Source organism: Streptomyces sp. NBC_00440, assembly GCF_036014215.1.
GTDB lineage: Bacteria > Actinomycetota > Actinomycetes > Streptomycetales > Streptomycetaceae > Streptomyces.
The window spans coordinates 4117086-4137024 of the sequence record NZ_CP107921.1 but is presented as its reverse complement, the minus strand read 5'-3'; the positions used below and the strand labels follow the sequence as shown (position 1 = coordinate 4137024).

Sequence of the window (19939 nt, the reverse complement as noted above, 5' to 3'; positions counted from 1 at the left end):
CGTGTCCGCGGGGGCGGGCCACTCGGCGGCGCCCGGCGCGGCGTACCGCGGCGGCGAGGTAGTACATCGGGACAGGCAGCAGGAAGGAGGCGACGAGCACCACGACTACCCATTCACCATTCACCGTGCTGCATAAGGCGGTTGTGCAGATTCCGGGCGAGACGGAAGGCCAAGAGCGACAGCCGCAACGGTGCGCTCGCCAGCACGGCCACACCGCCCAGCAGCCACGACATCCGGGGCCCGATGACCCGTAACTGTGCTTCCTGGGCGGCCTCTTCGGCTCCTGACCCTGCGCGGCCGGTACCGTCGTCCGCCGTCATCCCGTCAGCGTGCCGGAGCAGCGTGCCAAAGCAGCGCGCCGGAGCAGGTGGCCGGTTGACAAGGAACCGCTGACAAGGGACACACGCCTTCGTCATGCTGAAGGCATGAGTGACATCGGGGATGCACTGTGGAACACCGACATCGACGCCTCTCACTACTCCAGGTCAGGGGACCGGTATCAGCTGGCGATACTCGAACAGTACAAACTCTGCGTGGAGATGGCAGACCGCGTCAGCGCCCGGCGCAACCTCACCAACACCTTCTTCCTGTCACTCAACAGCGCCGTCGTGGCCGTGGTGGCCGCGCTCTCGGGCCACGCACTGACCGGCACCTCCGTCTGGATACTGACGTCGGGGCTGCTGATCCTGTTCGCGCAGTGCGCGGCGTGGTGGATGATGGTGCGCTCGTACCGCCAGCTCAACACAGCCAAGTACGAGGTGATCGGGGCCCTGGAAGCGAGGCTGCCGGCTTTCGCCTACTCCCGGGCTGAGTGGGGAGCGCTGGGCCAGGGGCTGGACTGGCGCAGATATCTGCCGCTGACGCATGTCGAGCAGTGGGTGCCGGTCATCTTCGCGGTCTCCTACCTCATGGCCTTCGTGGCCGGTATCGCGATGTGACATGTTCATGGACTGTAGTCGCGCGAGTGCACTACGTTCGTCTCCATGCGGGGGCACAAGTTATGGCGCGGCGTGCGCGGTGGCGGGGTGGTCATCCTCCTGGGTGTCGGCGTCCTCATGGCCCTCGGTCTGAAACTGCTGTCCCTGCACCGGCAGTACGGCGGCTACTTCGATCCGCTGACGTTCGTGCGGCCCCTGGTCTACGTCGCTGTGATCGCCCTTCCCATCGCCCTCACCTGGGGGCGCTACCGGCGGACCACGCGGACGCGGATGTATCAGGAGGTACTCGGCCCGCTGGTCGGGTCCCAGGAGGAGTACTGCCTGATCCTGCGGCCGTTCGGCAGTGACGGCGAAGTCGCCCTGTCCCACGCCTGGTTCGGCGCCTCCACCATGGAACAGGCGATCGCCCGAAGCGCCCGGAAGGCTCTCGGGCTGAAGACCTACGCGCTGGTCGACCAGGACCGCAGGCTCGCGCCACCGGGGCCGGTCTGGATGCGCTCGCCCCACGACCAGTGGCAGGGGGCCGTCCGGACCCTGATCCGCCGCGCCCATTCCATCGTCCTGATCCTGCCGCCGGGACAGGGGATCCGCGATGCCCTGAAATGGGAGATCGACCAGATCACCCAGCACGGGCTCCAGACGCGGCTGGTACTGGTCCTGCCACCGGCCCAGGTGTACAGGGCGGAGTACCCGCGGGCATTCCTTGACGCCTGCGTGATCACGGCTGCTCTGGAAGGTTTCGCGGGCTCCGTCGACAACGTCAGCACCCTCCTCGTCCACCAGTTGGAGCTGACGCTCCACGAGCGGACCCAGGTGGTGAAGTACTGCCGGCCGCGCCCGGGGGAGACTCCGGTGCTGCGCTGGTGGTACGTCAAGCGCAAACTGGGCCGGAAAGGCTCCGCGCGCTTCTTCCACGGAGCGCTCACCGCCGCCCTCCGCACAACCGAACAGGAACTCGCGGGCCACAGCTTCCCGGCACGCTACCCCTGGCCGCTGCCACCGTGACGCGGCCGCGGCCGAGCGGCTTACCGGACGGGGTGGCCGCGCTGGAGGGCCGGGGGGCCGGGGGCCGTCCGGGACAGGACCCGCCGCCTGCTGTCGAATACACGGGGACGGGTAGGCGTACGAACACGGGCATGGCACGGCACGGCACGGCACGGTTAGGCGTACGGGAGTGAAGCTGTGGCAGTAACGGTGATCGCGGTGACCGGGCACATGGACTTGACCGAGGACACCGTGCCCCTGGTCCGTACCGCTCTGAAGGAACTGCTCCACTCCTACACCGCGGACGGCCCACTCATCGGGGTCTCCTGCATCGCGGAGGGCTCCGACGCCCTGTTCGCCGAGGCCGTACTGGCCACCGGCGGCCGGTTGACCGTCGTCATCCCCTCCAGGGACTACCGCCGGAAAACCGTCCGTCCCGGCCATGCCGCCCTCTTCGACCGCCTCGTGGACGCGTCCGACGACGTCGTCGTCATCCCCGTGGATTCCGCCGGCCGAGCGGCCTACGCCGCCGCCAACGCACTGCTCCTGGAACGCGCCGACCGCCTCGTAGCCGTCTGGAACGGCGAACCCCCGAGCGGCAAGGGCGGCGGCACCGCCGACGTGGTCCTCGCGGCACGGACGAGGGGAATCCCGGTGGACATCGTCTGGCCCGACGGGGCCCGACGAAAGGGCTGAGCCGTAGCCGTACGTCCGGACTCCGACGACCACCGCAACGCCCGTATCCACGGCAACACCGCAACGGCAACACCTACAAGCAAAGCCCCTCTGACCAGCAGTTTCGCAGGTCAGAGGGGCTTTCAGGATGTGGAGCCTAGGGGAGTCGAACCCCTGACATCTGCCATGCAAAGACAGCGCTCTACCAACTGAGCTAAGGCCCCGTAACGGGTTGGTGCGAGAACAAGAGTACCGGGTCACAGGGGTGATCTCACAAAAGGATTGGGACTCCCGGTCAGTGACCACTCTCCGTAGGATGCACCAGGAGGTTCGCGGCAGCGAAGCCGCCGCCTGGGGAAGCGATGGGGAGACGCAATGGACGCAGCACAACAAGAGGCAACCGCGAGAGCGAGAGAGCTCCAGCGCAGTTGGTACGGGGAGCCGCTGGGGGCGCTCTTCCGTCGCCTCATCGATGACCTGGGCCTCAATCAGGCCCGTCTCGCGGCAGTGCTCGGGCTGTCCGCGCCCATGCTCTCCCAGCTGATGAGCGGCCAGCGCGCCAAGATCGGAAACCCGGCCGTGGTCCAGCGGGTCCAGGCACTTCAGGAGCTTTCGGGCCTGGTCGCCGACGGGAGCGTCAGCGCGGGCGAGGCAACGGATCGGATGGAAGAGATCAAGAAGTCCCAGGGCGGCTCCGTCCTCTCCACCACGGGTCAGACCACATCCACCACGGGCGCGCCGACCGTGCGCCGGGTGGTGCGTGAGATCCAGTCTCTGCTGCGCTCCGTATCAGCTGCCGGCGACATCATCGACGCGGCGAACGCCCTCGCCCCGACCCACCCCGAACTGGCAGAGTTCCTCAGGGTGTACGGCGCCGGGCGCACCGCGGAAGCGGTCTCGCACTACGAGGCACACCAGAGCTGAAGCCGGGGCGCGGCTGACTGAGCCCCGGCCGACTGGACGCGGCTGGCTCAGCGCGGCTGGCTGAGGCGCAGCTGACAGGGGGGCGGGTGCAGAGCATGGGTACAGCGCATGGGTGAGGTCTTCGCCGGGCGGTACGAACTGGTCGACCCGATCGGGCGCGGGGGCGTCGGAGCGGTCTGGCGTGCGTGGGACCACCGCAGGCGTCGTTATGTGGCGGCCAAGGTGCTCCAGCAGAGCGATGCACACACCCTGCTGCGCTTCGTGCGCGAACAGGCACTGCGCATAGACCACCCTCATGTGCTCGCCCCCGCCAGCTGGGCCGCGGACGACGACCAGGTGTTGTTCACCATGGAACTCGTGAGCGGAGGTTCGCTCGTCCAAGTCATCAGTGACTACGGCCCGCTGCCACCACGGTTCGTCTGTACGCTGCTCGATCAACTGCTGGCCGGGCTTGCCGCCGTCCACGCGGAAGGCGTCGTACACCGCGACATCAAGCCGGCGAACATCCTGATGGAAGCCACCGGGGCCGGACGGCCGCATCTGCGGCTGTCCGACTTCGGCATCTCGATGCGCAAGGGCGAGCCCCGCCTCACCGAGAACAACTATGTGGTGGGGACGCCCGGCTACTTCGCACCGGAGCAGATGCTGGGTGCCGAACCGGACTTCACAGCCGACCTGTTCGCGGTCGGCCTGGTCGCGCTCTATCTGCTCCAGGGCGCCCGGCCCGACTCCAGAGCCCTCGTGGAGTACTTCGCGGCCCACGGCACGCCCGGCGCACCCCAGGGCATCCCCGAGCCGCTGTGGCAGGTGCTCGCCGGACTGCTTCAGCCGGACCCCCAGGCGCGGTTCCGTACGGCGAACGGCACCCGCAAGGCGCTGGCCACGGCAGCGGAACTGCTTGCCGAACCACGCCCCGGCGAGGAGCCCGTCGAGGTCTCCGACCAGATCGGCCCACTGCCCACCGGATTCGGCCCCGAAGGCCCTGTCCGGGAACAGAACAGCTTGGCTCACCGGCTCGGGGCTCAGCAAGCACCCGGGCCGCAGCCCGGAACCGCGCCCCAGTCCCCCGTACGGCAGACGCCAACGCAGCAAGGGATACCGGCCCACCCCCCGACCGAACAGCAGCCTGCACCCCACCAGCAGCAACCACAGCAGCCTGCGATGTCCGAAACAGGCAGCTTCCACCTGGCCCCGCCTCCCGGGTCGGCAGCCGCCCCAGCACCGGCACCGCCGCCCGCAGCCCAACCCGCGGTCCCGCATACGACCTCCCCCCTCCTCGGTCGGGCCCTGCACGAACAACCCCACACTGATAGGTACACCGCTCCGCCCTCGCAGGTTCCCACCCAGTCGGTGCCGGTCCCTCGCACACGTCCGGGACCGCCCCCGAAGGTGACGGTCCCGGTCCTGGTGATCGCGCTGATCTGCTTCGCCGTGGGCATCTGGGCGCTGACACAGAGCTGACCCGGAGCCGACGGGACCGGCCCCGGGCCCATGCCGCCCGCAGCACCGCATTGTCGAATTACCAGGCGGAAGGCGGCCCGTACTGCGGCGGGGACTGCCGTCCCTGCTGCTGGACCGGCACCGTTCCCGCGCGCCGCCTCGCGAGCAGCGTCCACACACCGAGTCCCAGTACCAGCACCGTGCCCGCACTGATCCCGGCGATCCCCACCAGCCTCATGGCGCCGTGGCCCGCGCTCTCACCGGCCGATGTTCCGTAGTGGGGCACCGCGCCCGCGTACGCCGGTGGCGGCCCCTCCGTGCCCTTGACGCTCATCCTCAGCGTCAGCCCGTACCCCTTCTCCCCGAAGCTCTTCGCGACGTCCGGGCTGAGGGTGACCGCGAGATAGTAGTCACCGGCCATCCGTGCCCCGCTGACCTCGTCACGCACGCTGTACCGGTTCCGGTACGCCACCGGTGGCAGCGGGTCCGGTGCTGCCGACTTCGGCTTCCCGTCGTACAGCGTGTAGCCCGTGGAGACCGCGGACCGGACCGGGTTGTACAGCTGCACGCTGAGGGCGCTGGCGACGAAGCCGCTGCCCGTGGAGCTACCGAGATCGGTGCTGGCGAAGAGCTGCTGCCCCCAGCCGACCGGCACCCGGTAGAAACGGGTCTGACCGGGCTTGATCCGGTCGTCCCACACACCGGGCTTCAGCGCGGCAGCATCATTGAACCCTGTACCACCCTCGGCCCGCTGTGCCGTGCCCGCCGGCGGAACGGGCGATGCGGACGGCCAGCTGGACGGTGCCTCCGTCGGGCCCGCCGAGCCGGACTTCAGTCCGGGCTCCGAATCGACGCGGATCTCCAGCCCCCACTCGTCCTGGGCGGAGGTGGCCTTGGTGGTCCTCTCGATCAGCACGTAGTACGGCCCTGCCGACTGGCAGAAGATGCCGTCCTTCTTGACTGTGCGCGTGGCATGAGCCGCGATCGGCCGCGGGTAGCCGGCGGAGCCGAACACCGCATCGTTGTCATTCCCGCAGGAGTTCCCCTTGAGGTCCTGGAGGGACACCTTGATGCCGTCGGCGTAGTCGACCTTCTCCTGCGGCCCGAGCCTGGGCACGGCCACAGCGGAGACATAGGCGTCGGAGGCAGCGTCCAGCTCGACCTGGTAGTAGAGCTGGCCGCCCGGTTCGATCGAGGAGCGGTAGGTCGAACCTGCCTTGAGCTGCTTCGCGTCGGTGCTGGCCACAGCCCCCGCCACCGTCGTCGCATGGTGGTCGAAGGCGTACGGCCCGGGCTCACCCACAGCCGCCGCCTGCCCCGGAAACGCCCCCACCGAGCACACCGCCGCCACTGCGGCCAGCGCGACCCGGCCCAAGCTGCGCTGCCTCTTCACCTGATTCCCCCCGTTGTCCGCCCGGCAGCCGGGCGCCGCCCCGCCCAAAGACCAACCCCGAGATCACCAGATCACGTGGGTCGCACCAGTGACCGCGGCAACGAACGCGGTCCCGGCCCATCCTGCCCGGTTCGTCATCACGTTGTCTGCGTGCACAGCTGGATGGTCCCTACCGTTCCCGTCCGGCAGTCCGTAATCGGCGGAAGGATGTTCCACGTGAAACATCAGCGCCAGGAGCCGGCACCCGAGCCCGGGCCAGCACCTCCGCAGGAGCCAGGAAAAGGGCACCTGGCGGCGTGCCCCGCAAGGAGCCGCCACAAGGCCGAGAGAGGGCCCACCTCGGCTCACACGGCCCGCACAGCGCCCCTGATTGCGAGGGTGAACCCGAATCCGGAGTCACAGCGCGAACGTCACAGGGCCCCGGCCGCAAAAAGCGACCGGGGCCCTGCATTCAAGACGCTGTGTCTCACACACCCGAACCTGCGGGCACGGAGTCAGTCGCCTCCGTCCACAGATCCTGCTCGGCGCGATCCGCCTGGATCTGGCGGTACACGAGGAGCCCGCCAATGGCGGCCAGTGCGACCAGGAGAAGCTTCTTCACCGCGCGACCTCGTCTTTCCTTGACGTAAGGGACTTCTGGCGCCCGACTATACACACCGGCCGATACCGATCGGTGACCTAGTTCCCGTCCAACTATCGGGCCCGGTAATGCAGTCGGCCCGGACAGAAAACTGTCCGGGCCGACGTTCGCGGTGGGGCTAACAGGATTTGAACCTGTGGCCTCATCCTTATCAGGGATGCGCTCTAACCAACTGAGCTATAGCCCCGCGCTGCCCCTGAAGATTAGCGCACTCCAGGGCCAGTCCCAAAATCGATAGCTGAGCCTCTACTCGTCCTCGGCGAGGGTCAGCTCGACACCGCCGACAAACCCGGCCGACAGGTTATAGATGAAGGCACCCAGCGTCGCCAGTGCTGTGGCCAGCACCACATCGATCACCGCGATGACCGATGTGAACAGCAGCACCCGCGGCAGCGAGAGGAACGACTGAAGATCGAAGCCGCTGCCGTCAGTTGAGCCGGTGGCCTCGCTGATGGTCCCGCCCACTGTCGAGAAGACGCCCATGGCGTCCATGACCATCCACAGCACCGCGGCCGCCACAATGGTGCAGACGCCCAGCGCGATGGACAGCAGGAAGCTGACCTTCATCACCGACCACGGATCGGCCTTGGCCACCCGCAGCCGGGCCTTCCGCGTGCGGGGAGTCGTTCGCGCCCCGGTACGCGGCCGGCGCACTCCTGCCTGCGTACCGCCACCGCCCGTACGCTGACCACCCTGCGCACCGCCGGCCGACGGCGACGGGTAGGCCTGCGGCGGCTGGTACGGCTGCGACTCGTACTGCGGCTGCGCCCCACGCGTGTCCGTCACCGTTCCCCCTTGAGAGTCCGCGGCAGGGCCACGGGCACTGCGTGCTCCGGCTCCGGAAGCGGCCGCTCCGTCGCCCGTGGCTCCACTCACGTTCTACTCCTCGTGCTCCCCTGCCGAAGGCTCGGTGCCTTCGACTACCGCTTCGACCGTGTCAGCGTCGACCGAACCACTGTCGACCGCATCCGCATCGCCGTCGACCGCGTCAATCTCTTCGGCCTCTCGGCCGGCCTCGGCGTTGCGAGCGATACCGACCACGGCATCGCGCTTGCCCAGGTTGATCAGTTGGACGCCCATGGTGTCACGGCCCGTCTCCCTGACTTCATTGACTCGCGTACGAATCACACCACCGCCGAGCGTGATGGCGAGGATTTCATCCGTACTCTCGACCACCAGCGCGCCGACCAGCGAGCCCCGGTCCTCCACGATCTTGGCAGCCTTGATACCCAGACCGCCGCGGCCCTGGACGCGGTACTCATCGACGGGGGTCCGCTTGGCGTACCCGCCGTCAGTGGCAGTGAACACGAAAGTACCCGGCCTGACGACATTCATCGAGAGCAGCTCGTCGCCCTCGCGGAAACTCATGCCCTTCACACCGGATGTCGCGCGTCCCATAGGCCGCAGGGCGTCGTCCGTCGCCGTGAACCGGATCGACTGAGCCTTCCTGCTGACCAGCAGCAGATCGTCCTCGGCCGACACCAGCTCGGCGCCGATCAGCTCGTCGTCGCTGCCGTCCGGAGTCTCCCGCAGGTTGATCGCGATAACGCCGCCCGAACGAGGCGAGTCATAGTCCTTGAGCGGTGTCTTCTTCACCAGGCCACCCTTGGTGGCGAGGATCAGATACGGCGCCGCGTCGTAGTCACGGATCGCCAGGATCTGTGCGATCTGCTCGTCCGGCTGGAACGCCAGCAGGTTGGCGACGTGCTGGCCGCGCGCGTCGCGGCCCGCGTCCGGGAGTTCGTAGGCCTTCGCCCGGTACACCCGGCCCTTGTTCGTGAAGAACAGCAGCCAGTGGTGGGTCGTGGAGACGAAGAAGTGGTCGACGATGTCGTCCTGCTTCAGCTTGGTGCCCCGCACGCCCTTACCGCCGCGCTTCTGCGAGCGGTAGTCCTCGGTCTTGGTGCGCTTGACGTAACCACCGTTCGTGATGGTGACGACAATGTCCTCCTCGGCGATCAGGTCCTCGATGGACATGTCACCGTCGAAGGGCACCAGCTTCGAGCGCCGGTCGTCGCCGAACTTGTCGACGATGACCGCCAGCTCCTCGCTGACGATCTGCCGCTGGCGCTCGGGCGAGACCAGGATCGCGTTGTACTCGTTGATCTTCGCCTGGAGCTCGTTGAACTCGGCCGTGATCTTCTGGTGCTCCAGCGCGGCCAGTCGGCGCAGCTGCATCTCCAGGATCGCGTTCGCCTGGATCTCGTCGATCTCCAGCAGGCCCATCAGGCCCTCGCGCGCGACATCGACCGTCTGGCTGCGCCGGATCAGCGCGATGACCTCGTCGATCGCGTCCAGCGCCTTGAGCAGACCACGCAGAATGTGGGCGCGCTCCTCGGCCTTGCGCAACCGGAACTTGGTGCGCCGGACGATGACCTCGATCTGGTGCGTCACCCAGTGCCGGATGAACGCGTCGATCGACAGGGTGCGCGGTACACCGTCGACCAGCGCCAGCATGTTGGCGCTGAAGTTCGACTGGAGATCGGTGTGCTTGTAGAGGTTGTTCAGCACGACCTTGGCAACCGCGTCCCGCTTCAGCACGACGACAAGTCGCTGCCCCGTGCGCGACGAGGTCTCGTCCCGCACGTCGGCGATCCCGCCGACCTTGCCGTCCTTCACCAGGTCGGCGATCTTCTGCGCGAGGTTGTCGGGGTTGGTCTGGTACGGAAGCTCCGTGACCACCAGGCACTGGCGGTTCTGGATCTCCTCGACCGCGACCACAGCACGCATCGTGATGGAGCCGCGCCCGGTGCGGTACGCCTCCTCGATGCCCTTGCGCCCCACGACCAGTGCGCCGGTCGGGAAGTCCGGGCCCTTGATGCGCTCCAGCAGGGCGTCCAGAAGATCCTCGTGCGAGGCCTCCGGGTTCTCCAGATACCACTGGGCTCCGGCCGCCACCTCGCGCAGGTTGTGCGGAGGAATGTTGGTGGCCATGCCGACCGCGATGCCGGCGGAGCCGTTGACCAGCAGGTTCGGGAACCTGGCCGGGAGAACCACGGGCTCCTGGTTACGGCCGTCGTAGTTGTCCTGGAGGTCGACGGTCTCCTCGTCGATGTCCCTGACCATCTCCATGGACAGGGGCATCATCTTGCACTCGGTGTACCGCATCGCGGCGGCCGGGTCGTTGCCGGGAGAGCCGAAGTTCCCGTTCGAGTCCACCAGCGGCATACGCATCGACCAGTGCTGGGCCAGCCGGACCAGGGCGTCGTAAATCGAGGAGTCGCCGTGCGGGTGGTAGGTGCCCATGACGTCACCGACGACACGGGCGCACTTGTAGAAGCCCTTCTCGGGCCGGTAGCCGCCGTCGTACATCGCGTACAGCACCCGGCGATGGACGGGCTTCAGACCGTCCCGCACGTCCGGCAGCGCACGAGACACGATGACGGACATCGCGTAGTCGAGATACGAACGCTGCATCTCCGTTTCGAGCCCCACCGGCTCGACACGCATACCGATGCCGGGGACAGCAGGCGGCTGTTCGGGCATCACAGGGGAATTCTCGTCGGCCATTGCTGGTCAAAGTCCTTTCAGTGCGGTCAGCCGAGACCGACTCAGATGTCGAGGAACCGAACGTCCTTGGCGTTGCGCTGAATGAACGAGCGCCGCGCTTCGACGTCCTCGCCCATCAGCACCGAGAACAGATCGTCGGCCTGCGCCGCGTCGTCGAGCGTGACCTGGCCGAGCACACGGTGGTCCACGTCCATCGTGGTGATGCGCAGTTCCTCGGCGTTCATCTCACCGAGACCCTTGAAGCGCTGGATCGAGTCGTCCCTGACGCGCTTGCCGCTCTGCTTGCCGAGCTCGACCAGAGCGTCCCGCTCCGTGTCCGAGTACGCGTACTCGAAGTCGTCCCGACCCCACTTGATCTTGAACAGCGGCGGGCGCGACAGATACACGTGCCCGGCCTCGACCAGCGGCCGCATGAACCGGAAGAGGAACGTCAGAAGCAGCGTGTTGATGTGCTGACCGTCGACGTCGGCGTCCGCCATCAGAATGATCTTGTGATAGCGGAGCTTCTCGATGTCGAAGTCCTCGTGGACCCCGGTACCGAACGCTGAGATCAGGGCCTGGACCTCGGTGTTCTGGAGGATCTTGTCGATCCGCGCCTTCTCGACGTTCAGGATCTTGCCTCGGATCGGCAGGATCGCCTGGTACATCGGGTTACGCCCGGACTTCGCCGAACCACCGGCGGAGTCACCCTCGACGATGAAGATCTCGCACTTCGTCGGGTCGTTCGACTGGCAGTCGCTGAGCTTGCCCGGCAACGAGGCACTCTCCAGCAGGCCCTTCCGCCGGGTCAGGTCACGTGCCTTACGCGCTGCCACCCGTGCCGTCTGCGCCTGGATGGCCTTGCGGATGATGTCGACGGCCTCGTTCGGGTTCCGGTCGAACCAGTCCGTGAGGTGCTCGTAGACGACCTTCTGCACGAAGGTCTTCGCCTCCGTGTTGCCCAGCTTGGTCTTCGTCTGGCCCTCGAACTGCGGCTCGCCCAGCTTCACCGAGATGATCGCCGTCAGACCCTCACGGATGTCCTCACCGGAGAGGTTGTCGTCCTTCTCGCGCAGCAGCTTCTTCTCGCGCGCGTACCGGTTGACCAGGCCCGTCAGAGCGGCCCGGAAGCCCTCCTCGTGGGTGCCGCCCTCATGCGTGTGGATCGTGTTCGCGAAGGAGTACACGCCCTCGCTGTACTGCGAGTTCCACTGCATCGCGATCTCGGCCGAGAGGAGGCGCTCCTTGTCCTCGGCCTCGACGTCGATCACGGTCGGGTGGATGAGCTCACCCTTGCGCGAGTTGAGGTACTTCACGAAGTCGACGATGCCGCCCTCGTAGTGGTACGTGACAGTCCGGACCTGCTCTTCCTCCGCGACCTCGCCCACCGTGTCCGCACCCGCGGTGGCCTTCGCCGACTCGCGCTCGTCGGTCAGCGTCAGGGTGAGGCCCTTGTTGAGGAACGCCATCTCCTGGAAACGCCTCGACAGCGTCTCGAAGGAGTAGTCGGTCGTCTCGAAGATGTCCCCGTCGGCCCAGAAGGTGACGGTGGTGCCGCTCTCCTCGGTTGCCCCGTTACGGGCCAGCGGCGCCGTCGGGACACCGAGCTTGTAGTCCTGCGTCCAGCGGTAGCCGTCACGCTTGACATCCACCGCGACCTTGGCGGAGAGGGCGTTGACGACGGACACACCCACACCGTGCAGACCACCGGAGACGGCGTAACCGCCGCCGCCGAACTTGCCACCGGCGTGCAGCACGGTCAGGACGACCTCGACGGCCGGCTTGTTCTCCGAGGGCACGATGTCGACCGGGATACCGCGGCCGTTGTCGACCACGCGCACCCCGCCATCGGCGAGGATCGTGACATCGATGGTGTCCGCGTGCCCGGCCAGGGCCTCGTCGACCGAGTTGTCGACGACCTCGTACACCAGATGATGGAGTCCGCGCTCACCGGTCGAGCCGATGTACATGCCGGGCCGCTTGCGGACCGCGTCCAGCCCCTCAAGGACAGTGATCGCGCTGGCGTCGTACGAGGCGGTTACCTCGCCGTGCTCACCGACAGTGGACGGGGGGATCTCATTGGGGTTGCCGGAATCGGCCACGAAGCGCCCTTTCTGGCACAGCACAGGCCTCTCCAGGGCAGGCAGGAGCGGCTGCGTCGTTCGACATGTTCCGCGAGTGGCGGGATTGTCTCTCAGTCTACCGGTAGCGCAGACATCAATGGGGGTTTGCCGGTACCTGAGTCCACATGTGCCGCCCTGAACCGGCGCCGAACGACTCCCCATATCAAGGAAGGGGCTCCAAGAGGCTCACACGGGCTTTCAGCGCCTCGGGCTGTCAACCTCCCGCTACGGTGAGGGACACCCTCCGAGTAGTGCTCCATCCTGCGCAGTCCCACTGTGTGCTGTTTCACGTGAAACAGCACACATTTCGGACGAGATCACAGAGGCCGCCCGTGCGGAAACGACACCAGGGGCAGGCATCGCCGGCCTCAGCCGTACGTATCGCCCGGGCCCTTGCTCCCAGGTGCCCGCAGTGGTCCGAACCGCCGTGGCGGCCCGCCCGGGCCAAGAACCTTCAGCAGCTTCACCGTGCCATGGCCCAGATCCGCGTTCAGCCGGGCCACCAGTTGCGGCGCCAGCAGCCTCAGCTGCGTCGCCCAGGCAGTCGAATCGCACTGCACGGTCAGCACCCGGGCATCCTCGTCGTAGCGCTGGGGGACACAGTGGTTCGCGACGTCCTCGCCCACGATCTGCGGCCAGCGGCCCATCACCCCGCCCACCGCGGCCGGTGTCTCCCAGCCACGCTCAGTGATCAGCCGGTTGATGGCGGCACCCAGCGGCAGAGGGTCGCGCCCGTCAGCCCGTGCGCCCGAGCGCAGTCCACCGCGCTTGGCCTGCTTCTTCTGCTGCGCGGCCGCCCCCCGCGCTTTCGCCTGTTCCTTAGCCGCCCGCAACGCGACCCGTGCCAGGTCGATCCCCGAGGACTCCGGAACCTTCGCCGCCTCAGGTCCGGGTGGAAGGGCGGAGCCGGAACCGCGCGGTTCCCCGCCATCCTCGCCCGGAAGGGAGGATCCGCTCATACCCGGTCCACCGCCCCGTCCGAGACCGCGAACCGCACACCCGCCAGGACACCCGGCACATCGTCGTCCACCGCAGCCGTCACCAGCACCTGTTCCCCCGGCGCCACCAGCTCGGCAAGTCTCTCCCTGCGCCGTACGTCCAGCTCCGCGAAGACATCGTCGAGCACCAGCACCGGCTCATTGCCCTCGGTCCGCAGCAAGTCGTACGAGGCCAGCCGCAGCGCCAGCGCATACGACCAGGACTCACCGTGGCTCGCGTACCCCTTGGCCGGCAGCCTGCCGAGCTTCAGCACCAGGTCGTCACGGTGCGGACCGACCAGCGTCACCCCGCGCTCGATCTCCTGCTTACGGACCCCCACCAGCGCGGCGATCAGCTGCTCGTACAGCTCGTCCTTCGACTGAGCTGCCTCGATCCCCTCACCCAGCGAGCTCCGGTACTCCAGCACAACCGGCCCGCCACCGGGCGCCACCTGCTCGTACGCCTTGTCGGCCAGCGGCTGCAACGTGGCGATCAGGTCCAGCCGCTGCGCCAGCAACTCGGCGCCCACCCGCCCCAGATGCTGGTCCCAGACGTCGAGTGTGGACATGTCCATGGACTTGCCGCCGTGTCTGCGGGCCATCGCCGCGGACTTCAGCAGCGTGTTGCGCTGTTTCAGCACCCGCTCGTAGTCGGAGCGCACACCGGCCATCCGCGGCGAACGCGCCGTGATCAGTTCATCCAGGAACCGGCGGCGCTCACCCGGATCGCCCTTGATCAGGGCCAGATCCTCGGGTGCGAAGAGCACAGTCCGGACGATTCCCAGGACATCGCGCGGCCTGACTTGCGAAGACCGGTTGATCCGGGCCCTGTTGGCCCGTCCCGGGTTGAGTTCCAGCTCGACCAGCTGGGACCGCTCGCCCTGGGTCACCGCAGCCCGGATCACCGCACGGTCGGCCCCCATCCGCACCAGCGGCGCATCGGAGGAGACCCGGTGGCTGCCGAGCGTAGCCAGATAGCCGACCGCCTCGACGAGGTTCGTCTTGCCCTGGCCGTTGGCACCCACGAACGCAGTGACGCCCGGATCGAGAGGCACCTCGACCCGGGCGTACGAGCGGAAGTCGGCCAGCGACAGATGCGTGACGTGCATGACCGTGCGCCGACCTTCCCTGCTGCTGGCTTACTTCTTGTTCTCGACCGCGTGGCCACCGAACTGGTTGCGCAGTGCGGCGATCATCTTCATCTGCGGAGAGTCGTCCTGGCGCGAGGCGAAGCGGGCGAAGAGCGACGCGGTGATCGCGGGCAGCGGCACCGCGTTGTCGATCGCGGCCTCGACCGTCCAGCGTCCTTCGCCCGAATCAGCGGCGAAACCACGGAGCTGGTCGAGGTGCTCGTCGTCGTCCAGTGCATTGACCGCGAGGTCGAGCAGCCAGGAACGGATGACCGTGCCCTCCTGCCAGGAGCGGAAGACCTCGCGCACGTCGGTGACGGAGTCGACCTTCTCCAGGAGCTCCCAGCCCTCGGCGTACGCCTGCATCATGGCGTACTCGATGCCGTTGTGGACCATCTTGGCGAAGTGGCCGGCGCCGACCTTGCCCGCGTGGACGGAGCCGAACTCCCCTTCGGGCTTGAGCGCGTCGAAGACCGGCTGGACCTTCGCGACGTTCTCGGCGTCGCCGCCGTACATCAGCGCGTAGCCGTTCTCCAGGCCCCAGACGCCACCGGAGACACCGCAGTCGACGAAGCCGATGCCCTTGATGCCCAGCTCGACCGCGTGCTTCTCGTCGTCCGTCCAGCGTGAGTTGCCGCCGTCCACCACAACATCGCCCGGGGAGAGCAGGTCGGCCAGCTCGTCGACTGTGGACTGGGTCGCGGCGCCTGCCGGGACCATGACCCACACGACGCGGGGGCCCTTGAGCTTGCCCACAAGCTCTTCCAGGCTGTGGACATCGGCTACGTCCGGGTTGCGGTCGTAACCGATGACGGTGTGACCAGCGCGGCGGATGCGCTCGCGCATGTTCCCGCCCATCTTGCCGAGGCCGACGAGACCGAGCTCCATCAGAAGATCCTTAGTGACGTGGTGGCGTTTCGTACCCGCGTCCGAGCGTACGCCGGGACACGGGTACACACCTGCGGGGTAAGCCGCTCAGACGTACGGCCTCGAACCGGCTCAGCCCGACAGCCGCACAGGCATGATCAGGTACTTGTAGGCGTCGTCCGCCTCGGCATCGAGAGCGGGCCGGCCGCTGAGCAGTGCGGGCTTGGTCGACGTCGTGAAGGAGAGCTGGGCGACGGGGGAGTCGATCGCACTGAGACCGTCCAGCAGGAAGGTCGGGTTGAAGGCGATCGAGATGTCGTCGCCGTCGAGCTTGGCGTCCACCCGCTCCACAGCCTGTGCGTCGTCGCTCGACCCGGCCTCCAGGATCAGCACACCCTGCTCGAAGCTGAGCCGCACCGGAGTGTTCCGCTCGGCGACGAGGGAGACACGCTTGACGGCCTCGACGAACGCGGGCGTCTCGATCACGGCGATCGAGTTGAACTCGGTCGGGAAGAGCGTCCGGTACTTCGGCAGGTCGCCTTCGAGAAGCCGAGTGGTCGTACGCCGGCCGGCACCCTCGAAACCGATCAGGCCCTCGCCTGCGCCGGACCCGGACAGCGCGAGCGTCACGGTGTCACCGCTGGTCAGCGACTTAGCGGTGTCCAGGAGCGTCTTGGCGGGCACCAGCGCGACCGCGGATGCCTCCGGGTCCTCCGGCTTCCACAGGAACTCACGGACCGCGAAGCGGTAGCGGTCGGTGGACGCCAGGGTGACCCGGTCACCCTCGATCTCGATCCGTACGCCGGTGAGAACGGGCAGCGTGTCGTCACGGCCCGCGGCGATGGCCACCTGGGCCGCGGCGGAGGCGAAGACCTCACCGGGGACGGTGCCCGTCGCGGTCGGCATCTGCGGCAGCGCCGGGTACTCCTCCACAGGAAGGGTGTGGAGGGTGAACCGGGAGGAGCCGCAGACCACGGTCGCCCTGACCCCGTCGGTGGAGATCTCCACCGGGCGGTTGGGGAGTGCACGGCAGATGTCGGCGAGCAGCCGGCCGGAGACGAGCACGGTGCCGTGCTCCTCGATCTCCGCGTCGACCGAGACCCGCGCCGAGACCTCGTAGTCGAAGCCGGAGAGGCTCAGCGTGCCTTCCTCGGCCTTGAGCAGCAGGCCCGCAAGAACGGGCACCGGCGGACGGGCCGGAAGGCTGCGGGCCGCCCAGGCCACCGCCTCCGCGAGTACATCGCGCTCCACCCGGATCTTCACCGGAACCGCCTCCTGCTGTTGCTCGCTCGCCCTGCTGGCCTTCGTCGTCGGCTTCTCGCCGGGGACCAGTCTGACGTACGCCGCCGACAGTCGGTGCGCGTCGGGGTCAAGTCGTGCCGAGAGGCACCAGGGGCTCCGGCGGCAAGTTGTGCACAGCGCCCACTTCGAAGCCAATTCCCCGGTAACTCCAGGGGGTAGTAGTAGTAGGTGCTGTGGAAACCGTGGATAACCGCGTTTGCGCAGCTCAGAGGCGGTTTTTTGTCCACCGTGCCTGTGGGTGGAGCCGGTGGAAAAGTGCCCGGCTCTGTGGACGGCGAAAAGTTCTGCACACTCGGTACACAGGGGAGGGGGACTTCTCCCCAGCTCCGTCCCCAGCTTTACCCACCTTGCCCACAGCCCAACCAACCACCTTGGTGTGACGGCTTTCACTCGACCCGGTGACCACGGGTGTTTCGTTGCCGAACAGTGGACAAGGGTGTGGAGAAGCTGGGGACAACAGGGCCCTGCCTGTGGGCCGCCGGTGGACAACGAATGCCCGGGGCTGTGGAAGAAAAATCCGTCCACAGGCTGTGGACAGGGGTTGGCCACAAATCCACAACCGCCTGACCTGGCCTGATGGAGTCTCAGGCGCTGTCCCTGTGGACACAATCTGGACAACTGATCAGTCCCCAGGGTGTGGACGGCCCATCGCCCCCAATGCTGTGGAGAACATACGCGTGCAGCCCCGTATTCGAACACCGTCGGTGCGAGGAACATGCGGAGAACGGCGGGGAACAGCGAAGGGCGCCCCCGGACTCAAGTCCCGGGGCGCCCTTCGGAGGTTCTGGAAGCCGCTCGGTCAGCCGTTCTTGATGCGGTTGGTGAGCTCCGTGACCTGGTTGTAGATGGAACGCCGCTCGGCCATCAGCGCACGGATCTTCCGGTCCGCGTGCATCACGGTCGTGTGGTCACGGCCGCCGAACTGCGCCCCGATCTTGGGCAGTGAGAGGTCCGTGAGCTCACGGCAGAGGTACATCGCGATCTGCCGGGCCGTCACCAGCACGCGGCTGCGCGAGGATCCGCAGAGGTCCTCGATGGTCAGACCGAAGTAATCGGCCGTCGCCGCCATGATGGCGCTCGCGGTGATCTCCGGGGCCGCGTCCTCCCCACCGGGGATCAGATCCTTCAGAACGATCTCGGTGAGCCCGAGATCCACCGGCTGGCGGTTGAGCGAGGCGAACGCCGTCACCCGGATCAGCGCCCCCTCCAGCTCGCGGATGTTGCGCGAGATACGGGAGGCGATGAACTCCAGTACCTCCGGCGGGGCGTTGAGCTGCTCCTGGACCGCCTTCTTGCGGAGGATTGCGATCCGCGTCTCCAGCTCCGGCGGTTGCACGTCGGTGGTGAGGCCCCACTCGAACCGGTTGCGCAGCCGGTCCTCCAGGGTCACCAGCTGCTTGGGCGGCCGGTCGGAGGAGAGCACGATCTGCTTGTTCGCGTTGTGCAGCGTGTTGAAGGTGTGGAAGAACTCCTCCTGCGTCGACTCCTTGCTCGCCAGGAACTGGATGTCGTCGACGAGGAGGATGTCGACATCGCGGTAGCGCTTGCGGAAGGTGTCGCCCTTGCCGTCGCGGATCGAGTTGATGAACTCGTTGGTGAACTCCTCGGAGCTCACGTAGCGCACCCGGGTTCCCGGATAGAGGCTCCGGGCGTAGTGGCCGATGGCATGGAGCAGGTGCGTCTTGCCGAGCCCGGACTCCCCGTAGATGAACAGCGGGTTGTACGCCTTGGCCGGCGCCTCGGCGACAGCGACTGCGGCCGCGTGCGCGAAGCGGTTGGACGCGCCGATGACGAACGTGTCGAAGAGGTACTTGGGGTTCAGCCGTGCCTGCGGCTCCCCCGGGCCGGGCGCCGGAGCGGGCTGTGCGGCCAGCGGCCCGGGAGCTCCGCTGGGGGCGGGCAGGTGACGCTGTGAGGACTGCGGGTCGCGGAGGTCGTGGCGCTCGGGCCGCTGCTGCTCGTACTGCTGGCGGTCCGGCTGCTGCCTGTAGTCGTGCTGTGACTGGGAGCGCGGACCGGTGTAGGGGTCGCGCTCCTGGAAGCCGCCGAGCCTGGGCTGCTGCCAGGAGAGGTCCTCCTGGGTGCGCGGCCAGGCTCCGGGGTCGGGCCGCTGCTGCTGGTAGTCCGGGTATGCCGGCCGGGCCGTCGGCATACCGTCGTCCGACGGGCGGTGGCCGTATCCGTCATACGTGTCGCTGTGCCGGGGCTCGTCGTGCTGCGGGTGCTGGTAGCGGGGCTGCTGGGACTGCTGCATCGGCGGGGCCGGCGGGGAGGGATCACCGATGGTGTCGTCCACCGTGATGGCGATCCGGATCGGGCGGCCGCATTCGTGACTCAGCGTCTCGCTGATGAGGGGGGCCAGCCGTCCTTCGAGGACCCGCTTGCCCCATTCATTGGGGACGGCGAGAAGAGCGGTGTCCGCCACGAGAGCCAGAGGCTGGCAGCGCTCGATCCACTGCTTGTCCTTCGGCTCGATATTTTGCTGGCCCTCGCCGAGGAGACGTTCGAGGACTCGTGGCCACACTGCGGCAAGATCGGCAGGTACGTCAGCCACAGGGCACGCTCTCTCGCAGGTCCCACGAATGTGTGGTTCTCGGGACGGGGGGTGAAGACAGGCAGGAAAAAGACTTGGGAGTTCCGCCAAGGTAGTCAGGGCGACCCGCACGGTTCAAGTTGTTGTCCACAGCCTGTGCACAGTGGGGCCAGCCTAAGGGCCGGTTTGACCGGATGGCGTAGCCGCGCGTACCGTGACCAGGTCGAGTTGTCGATGGCTGCTGCCGCCTGCCTCCGATGGGCAATGATCACGATCTGTGGTCGTGAAGCGGTGCACACGGGCGTATTCGCGAGCTACTCGTGGGCGCACGGTGACAGCCAGGCGATGTCCCGCCATCACCCGATTCATTTCTGGAGCCCCCGAGTGAGCAAGCGCACCTTCCAGCCGAACAACCGTCGTCGCGCGAAGACCCACGGTTTCCGTCTCCGTATGCGTACGCGCGCCGGTCGCGCCATTCTGGCGACCCGCCGTGGCAAGGGTCGCTCCCGCCTGTCCGCCTGATC

General features: G+C 67.5%; 17 protein-coding genes and 2 tRNA genes. 6 read left to right on the top strand and 13 right to left on the bottom strand.

What is annotated here, in order from left to right:
• Positions 1 to 113: 113 nt before the first annotated feature.
• Entirely contained in the window at positions 114 to 320 is a 207-nt protein-coding gene (locus OHB13_RS18695; RefSeq protein WP_328377859.1) for a hypothetical protein, read from the bottom strand.
• 105 nt (positions 321 to 425) lie between these two features.
• Between OHB13_RS18695 and OHB13_RS18690 the strand changes: the two genes are divergently transcribed.
• The 3 genes from OHB13_RS18690 (at position 426) to OHB13_RS18680 (ending at position 2618) form a co-directional block, all read left to right on the top strand.
• On the top strand, positions 426 to 938 hold the full coding sequence (locus tag OHB13_RS18690) for a RipA family octameric membrane protein (protein ID WP_266855214.1): 513 nt from the start codon (positions 426 to 428) through the stop codon (positions 936 to 938).
• A 45-nt stretch (positions 939 to 983) separates the two neighbouring features.
• Positions 984 to 1943 (top strand): hypothetical protein, encoded by a 960-nt coding sequence (locus OHB13_RS18685; protein ID WP_328377858.1) that lies wholly within the window; start codon positions 984 to 986, stop codon positions 1941 to 1943.
• A 210-nt stretch (positions 1944 to 2153) separates the two neighbouring features.
• Positions 2154 to 2618: a hypothetical protein gene (locus OHB13_RS18680; RefSeq protein WP_328380328.1), complete on the top strand. Its 465-nt coding sequence runs from the start codon at positions 2154 to 2156 to the stop codon at positions 2616 to 2618.
• Between the two features lie 130 nt (positions 2619 to 2748).
• Here OHB13_RS18680 and OHB13_RS18675 read toward each other — a convergent pair.
• Positions 2749 to 2821, bottom strand: a tRNA-Ala gene (locus tag OHB13_RS18675).
• Between the two features lie 151 nt (positions 2822 to 2972).
• Here OHB13_RS18675 and OHB13_RS18670 point away from each other — a divergent pair.
• A complete protein-coding gene (locus OHB13_RS18670; RefSeq protein WP_266855216.1) occupies positions 2973 to 3521 on the top strand; it encodes a helix-turn-helix domain-containing protein in 549 nt (182 codons plus the stop codon).
• Between the two features lie 108 nt (positions 3522 to 3629).
• On the top strand, positions 3630 to 4982 hold the full coding sequence (locus OHB13_RS18665; RefSeq protein WP_328377857.1) for a serine/threonine-protein kinase: 1353 nt from the start codon (positions 3630 to 3632) through the stop codon (positions 4980 to 4982).
• 58 nt (positions 4983 to 5040) lie between these two features.
• Here OHB13_RS18665 and OHB13_RS18660 read toward each other — a convergent pair whose 3' ends face one another.
• The 11 genes from OHB13_RS18660 to dnaA form a co-directional block, all read right to left on the bottom strand.
• On the bottom strand, positions 5041 to 6354 hold the full coding sequence (locus tag OHB13_RS18660; RefSeq protein WP_328377856.1) for a hypothetical protein: 1314 nt from the start codon (positions 6352 to 6354) through the stop codon (positions 5041 to 5043).
• Positions 6355 to 6820: 466 nt separating this feature from the next.
• Positions 6821 to 6955: a DLW-39 family protein gene (locus OHB13_RS18655; RefSeq protein WP_003958712.1), complete on the bottom strand. Its 135-nt coding sequence runs from the start codon at positions 6953 to 6955 to the stop codon at positions 6821 to 6823.
• Between the two features lie 152 nt (positions 6956 to 7107).
• A tRNA-Ile gene (locus OHB13_RS18650) sits at positions 7108 to 7181 on the bottom strand.
• Between the two features lie 59 nt (positions 7182 to 7240).
• Positions 7241 to 7780, bottom strand: a complete 540-nt coding sequence (locus OHB13_RS18645; RefSeq protein WP_266855219.1) for a DUF3566 domain-containing protein — start codon at positions 7778 to 7780, stop codon at positions 7241 to 7243.
• A 93-nt stretch (positions 7781 to 7873) separates the two neighbouring features.
• Complete coding sequence (gene gyrA / locus OHB13_RS18640; protein WP_266855220.1) at positions 7874 to 10504, bottom strand: DNA gyrase subunit A; 2631 nt, start codon at positions 10502 to 10504, stop codon at positions 7874 to 7876.
• Between the two features lie 41 nt (positions 10505 to 10545).
• The gene (gene gyrB / locus OHB13_RS18635; protein ID WP_323183766.1) at positions 10546 to 12609 is read right to left on the bottom strand and encodes a DNA topoisomerase (ATP-hydrolyzing) subunit B; all 2064 of its coding nucleotides are present in this window, start codon (positions 12607 to 12609) and stop codon (positions 10546 to 10548) included.
• A gap of 365 nt (positions 12610 to 12974) precedes the next feature.
• Positions 12975 to 13565 (bottom strand): DUF721 domain-containing protein, encoded by a 591-nt coding sequence (locus OHB13_RS18630; protein ID WP_328377855.1) that lies wholly within the window; start codon positions 13563 to 13565, stop codon positions 12975 to 12977.
• Positions 13562 to 14692, bottom strand: a complete 1131-nt coding sequence (gene recF, locus OHB13_RS18625) for a DNA replication/repair protein RecF (protein ID WP_266855222.1) — start codon at positions 14690 to 14692, stop codon at positions 13562 to 13564. Before recF ends, OHB13_RS18630 begins: the two co-directional genes overlap by 4 nt.
• A gap of 30 nt (positions 14693 to 14722) precedes the next feature.
• On the bottom strand, positions 14723 to 15601 hold the full coding sequence (gene gnd, locus OHB13_RS18620) for a phosphogluconate dehydrogenase (NAD(+)-dependent, decarboxylating) (RefSeq protein WP_266855223.1): 879 nt from the start codon (positions 15599 to 15601) through the stop codon (positions 14723 to 14725).
• Between the two features lie 111 nt (positions 15602 to 15712).
• Positions 15713 to 16843, bottom strand: a complete 1131-nt coding sequence (gene dnaN, locus OHB13_RS18615; protein WP_266855224.1) for a DNA polymerase III subunit beta — start codon at positions 16841 to 16843, stop codon at positions 15713 to 15715.
• Between the two features lie 838 nt (positions 16844 to 17681).
• On the bottom strand, positions 17682 to 19436 hold the full coding sequence (gene dnaA, locus OHB13_RS18610) for a chromosomal replication initiator protein DnaA (RefSeq protein ID WP_328377854.1): 1755 nt from the start codon (positions 19434 to 19436) through the stop codon (positions 17682 to 17684).
• Between the two features lie 363 nt (positions 19437 to 19799).
• Between dnaA and rpmH the strand changes: the two genes are divergently transcribed.
• A complete protein-coding gene (gene rpmH, locus OHB13_RS18605) occupies positions 19800 to 19937 on the top strand; it encodes a 50S ribosomal protein L34 (protein ID WP_030990579.1) in 138 nt (45 codons plus the stop codon).
• The last annotated feature ends 2 nt before the right edge of the window (positions 19938 to 19939 follow it).

Excerpts from the sequence above, each read along its gene's own strand:
- OHB13_RS18695 (WP_328377859.1), bottom strand. The coding sequence starts at position 320 with ATGACGGCGGACGACGGTACCGGCCGCGCAGGGTCAGGAGCCGAAGAG.
- OHB13_RS18690 (WP_266855214.1), top strand. The coding sequence starts at position 426 with ATGAGTGACATCGGGGATGCACTGTGGAACACCGACATCGACGCCTCT.
- OHB13_RS18685 (WP_328377858.1), top strand. The coding sequence starts at position 984 with ATGCGGGGGCACAAGTTATGGCGCGGCGTGCGCGGTGGCGGGGTGGTC.
- OHB13_RS18680 (WP_328380328.1), top strand. The coding sequence starts at position 2,154 with ATGGACTTGACCGAGGACACCGTGCCCCTGGTCCGTACCGCTCTGAAG.
- OHB13_RS18670 (WP_266855216.1), top strand. The coding sequence starts at position 2,973 with ATGGACGCAGCACAACAAGAGGCAACCGCGAGAGCGAGAGAGCTCCAG.
- OHB13_RS18665 (WP_328377857.1), top strand. The coding sequence starts at position 3,630 with ATGGGTGAGGTCTTCGCCGGGCGGTACGAACTGGTCGACCCGATCGGG.
- gyrA (WP_266855220.1), bottom strand. The coding sequence starts at position 10,504 with ATGGCCGACGAGAATTCCCCTGTGATGCCCGAACAGCCGCCTGCTGTC.
- OHB13_RS18630 (WP_328377855.1), bottom strand. The coding sequence starts at position 13,565 with ATGAGCGGATCCTCCCTTCCGGGCGAGGATGGCGGGGAACCGCGCGGT.
- recF (WP_266855222.1), bottom strand. The coding sequence starts at position 14,692 with ATGCACGTCACGCATCTGTCGCTGGCCGACTTCCGCTCGTACGCCCGG.
- gnd (WP_266855223.1), bottom strand. The coding sequence starts at position 15,601 with ATGGAGCTCGGTCTCGTCGGCCTCGGCAAGATGGGCGGGAACATGCGC.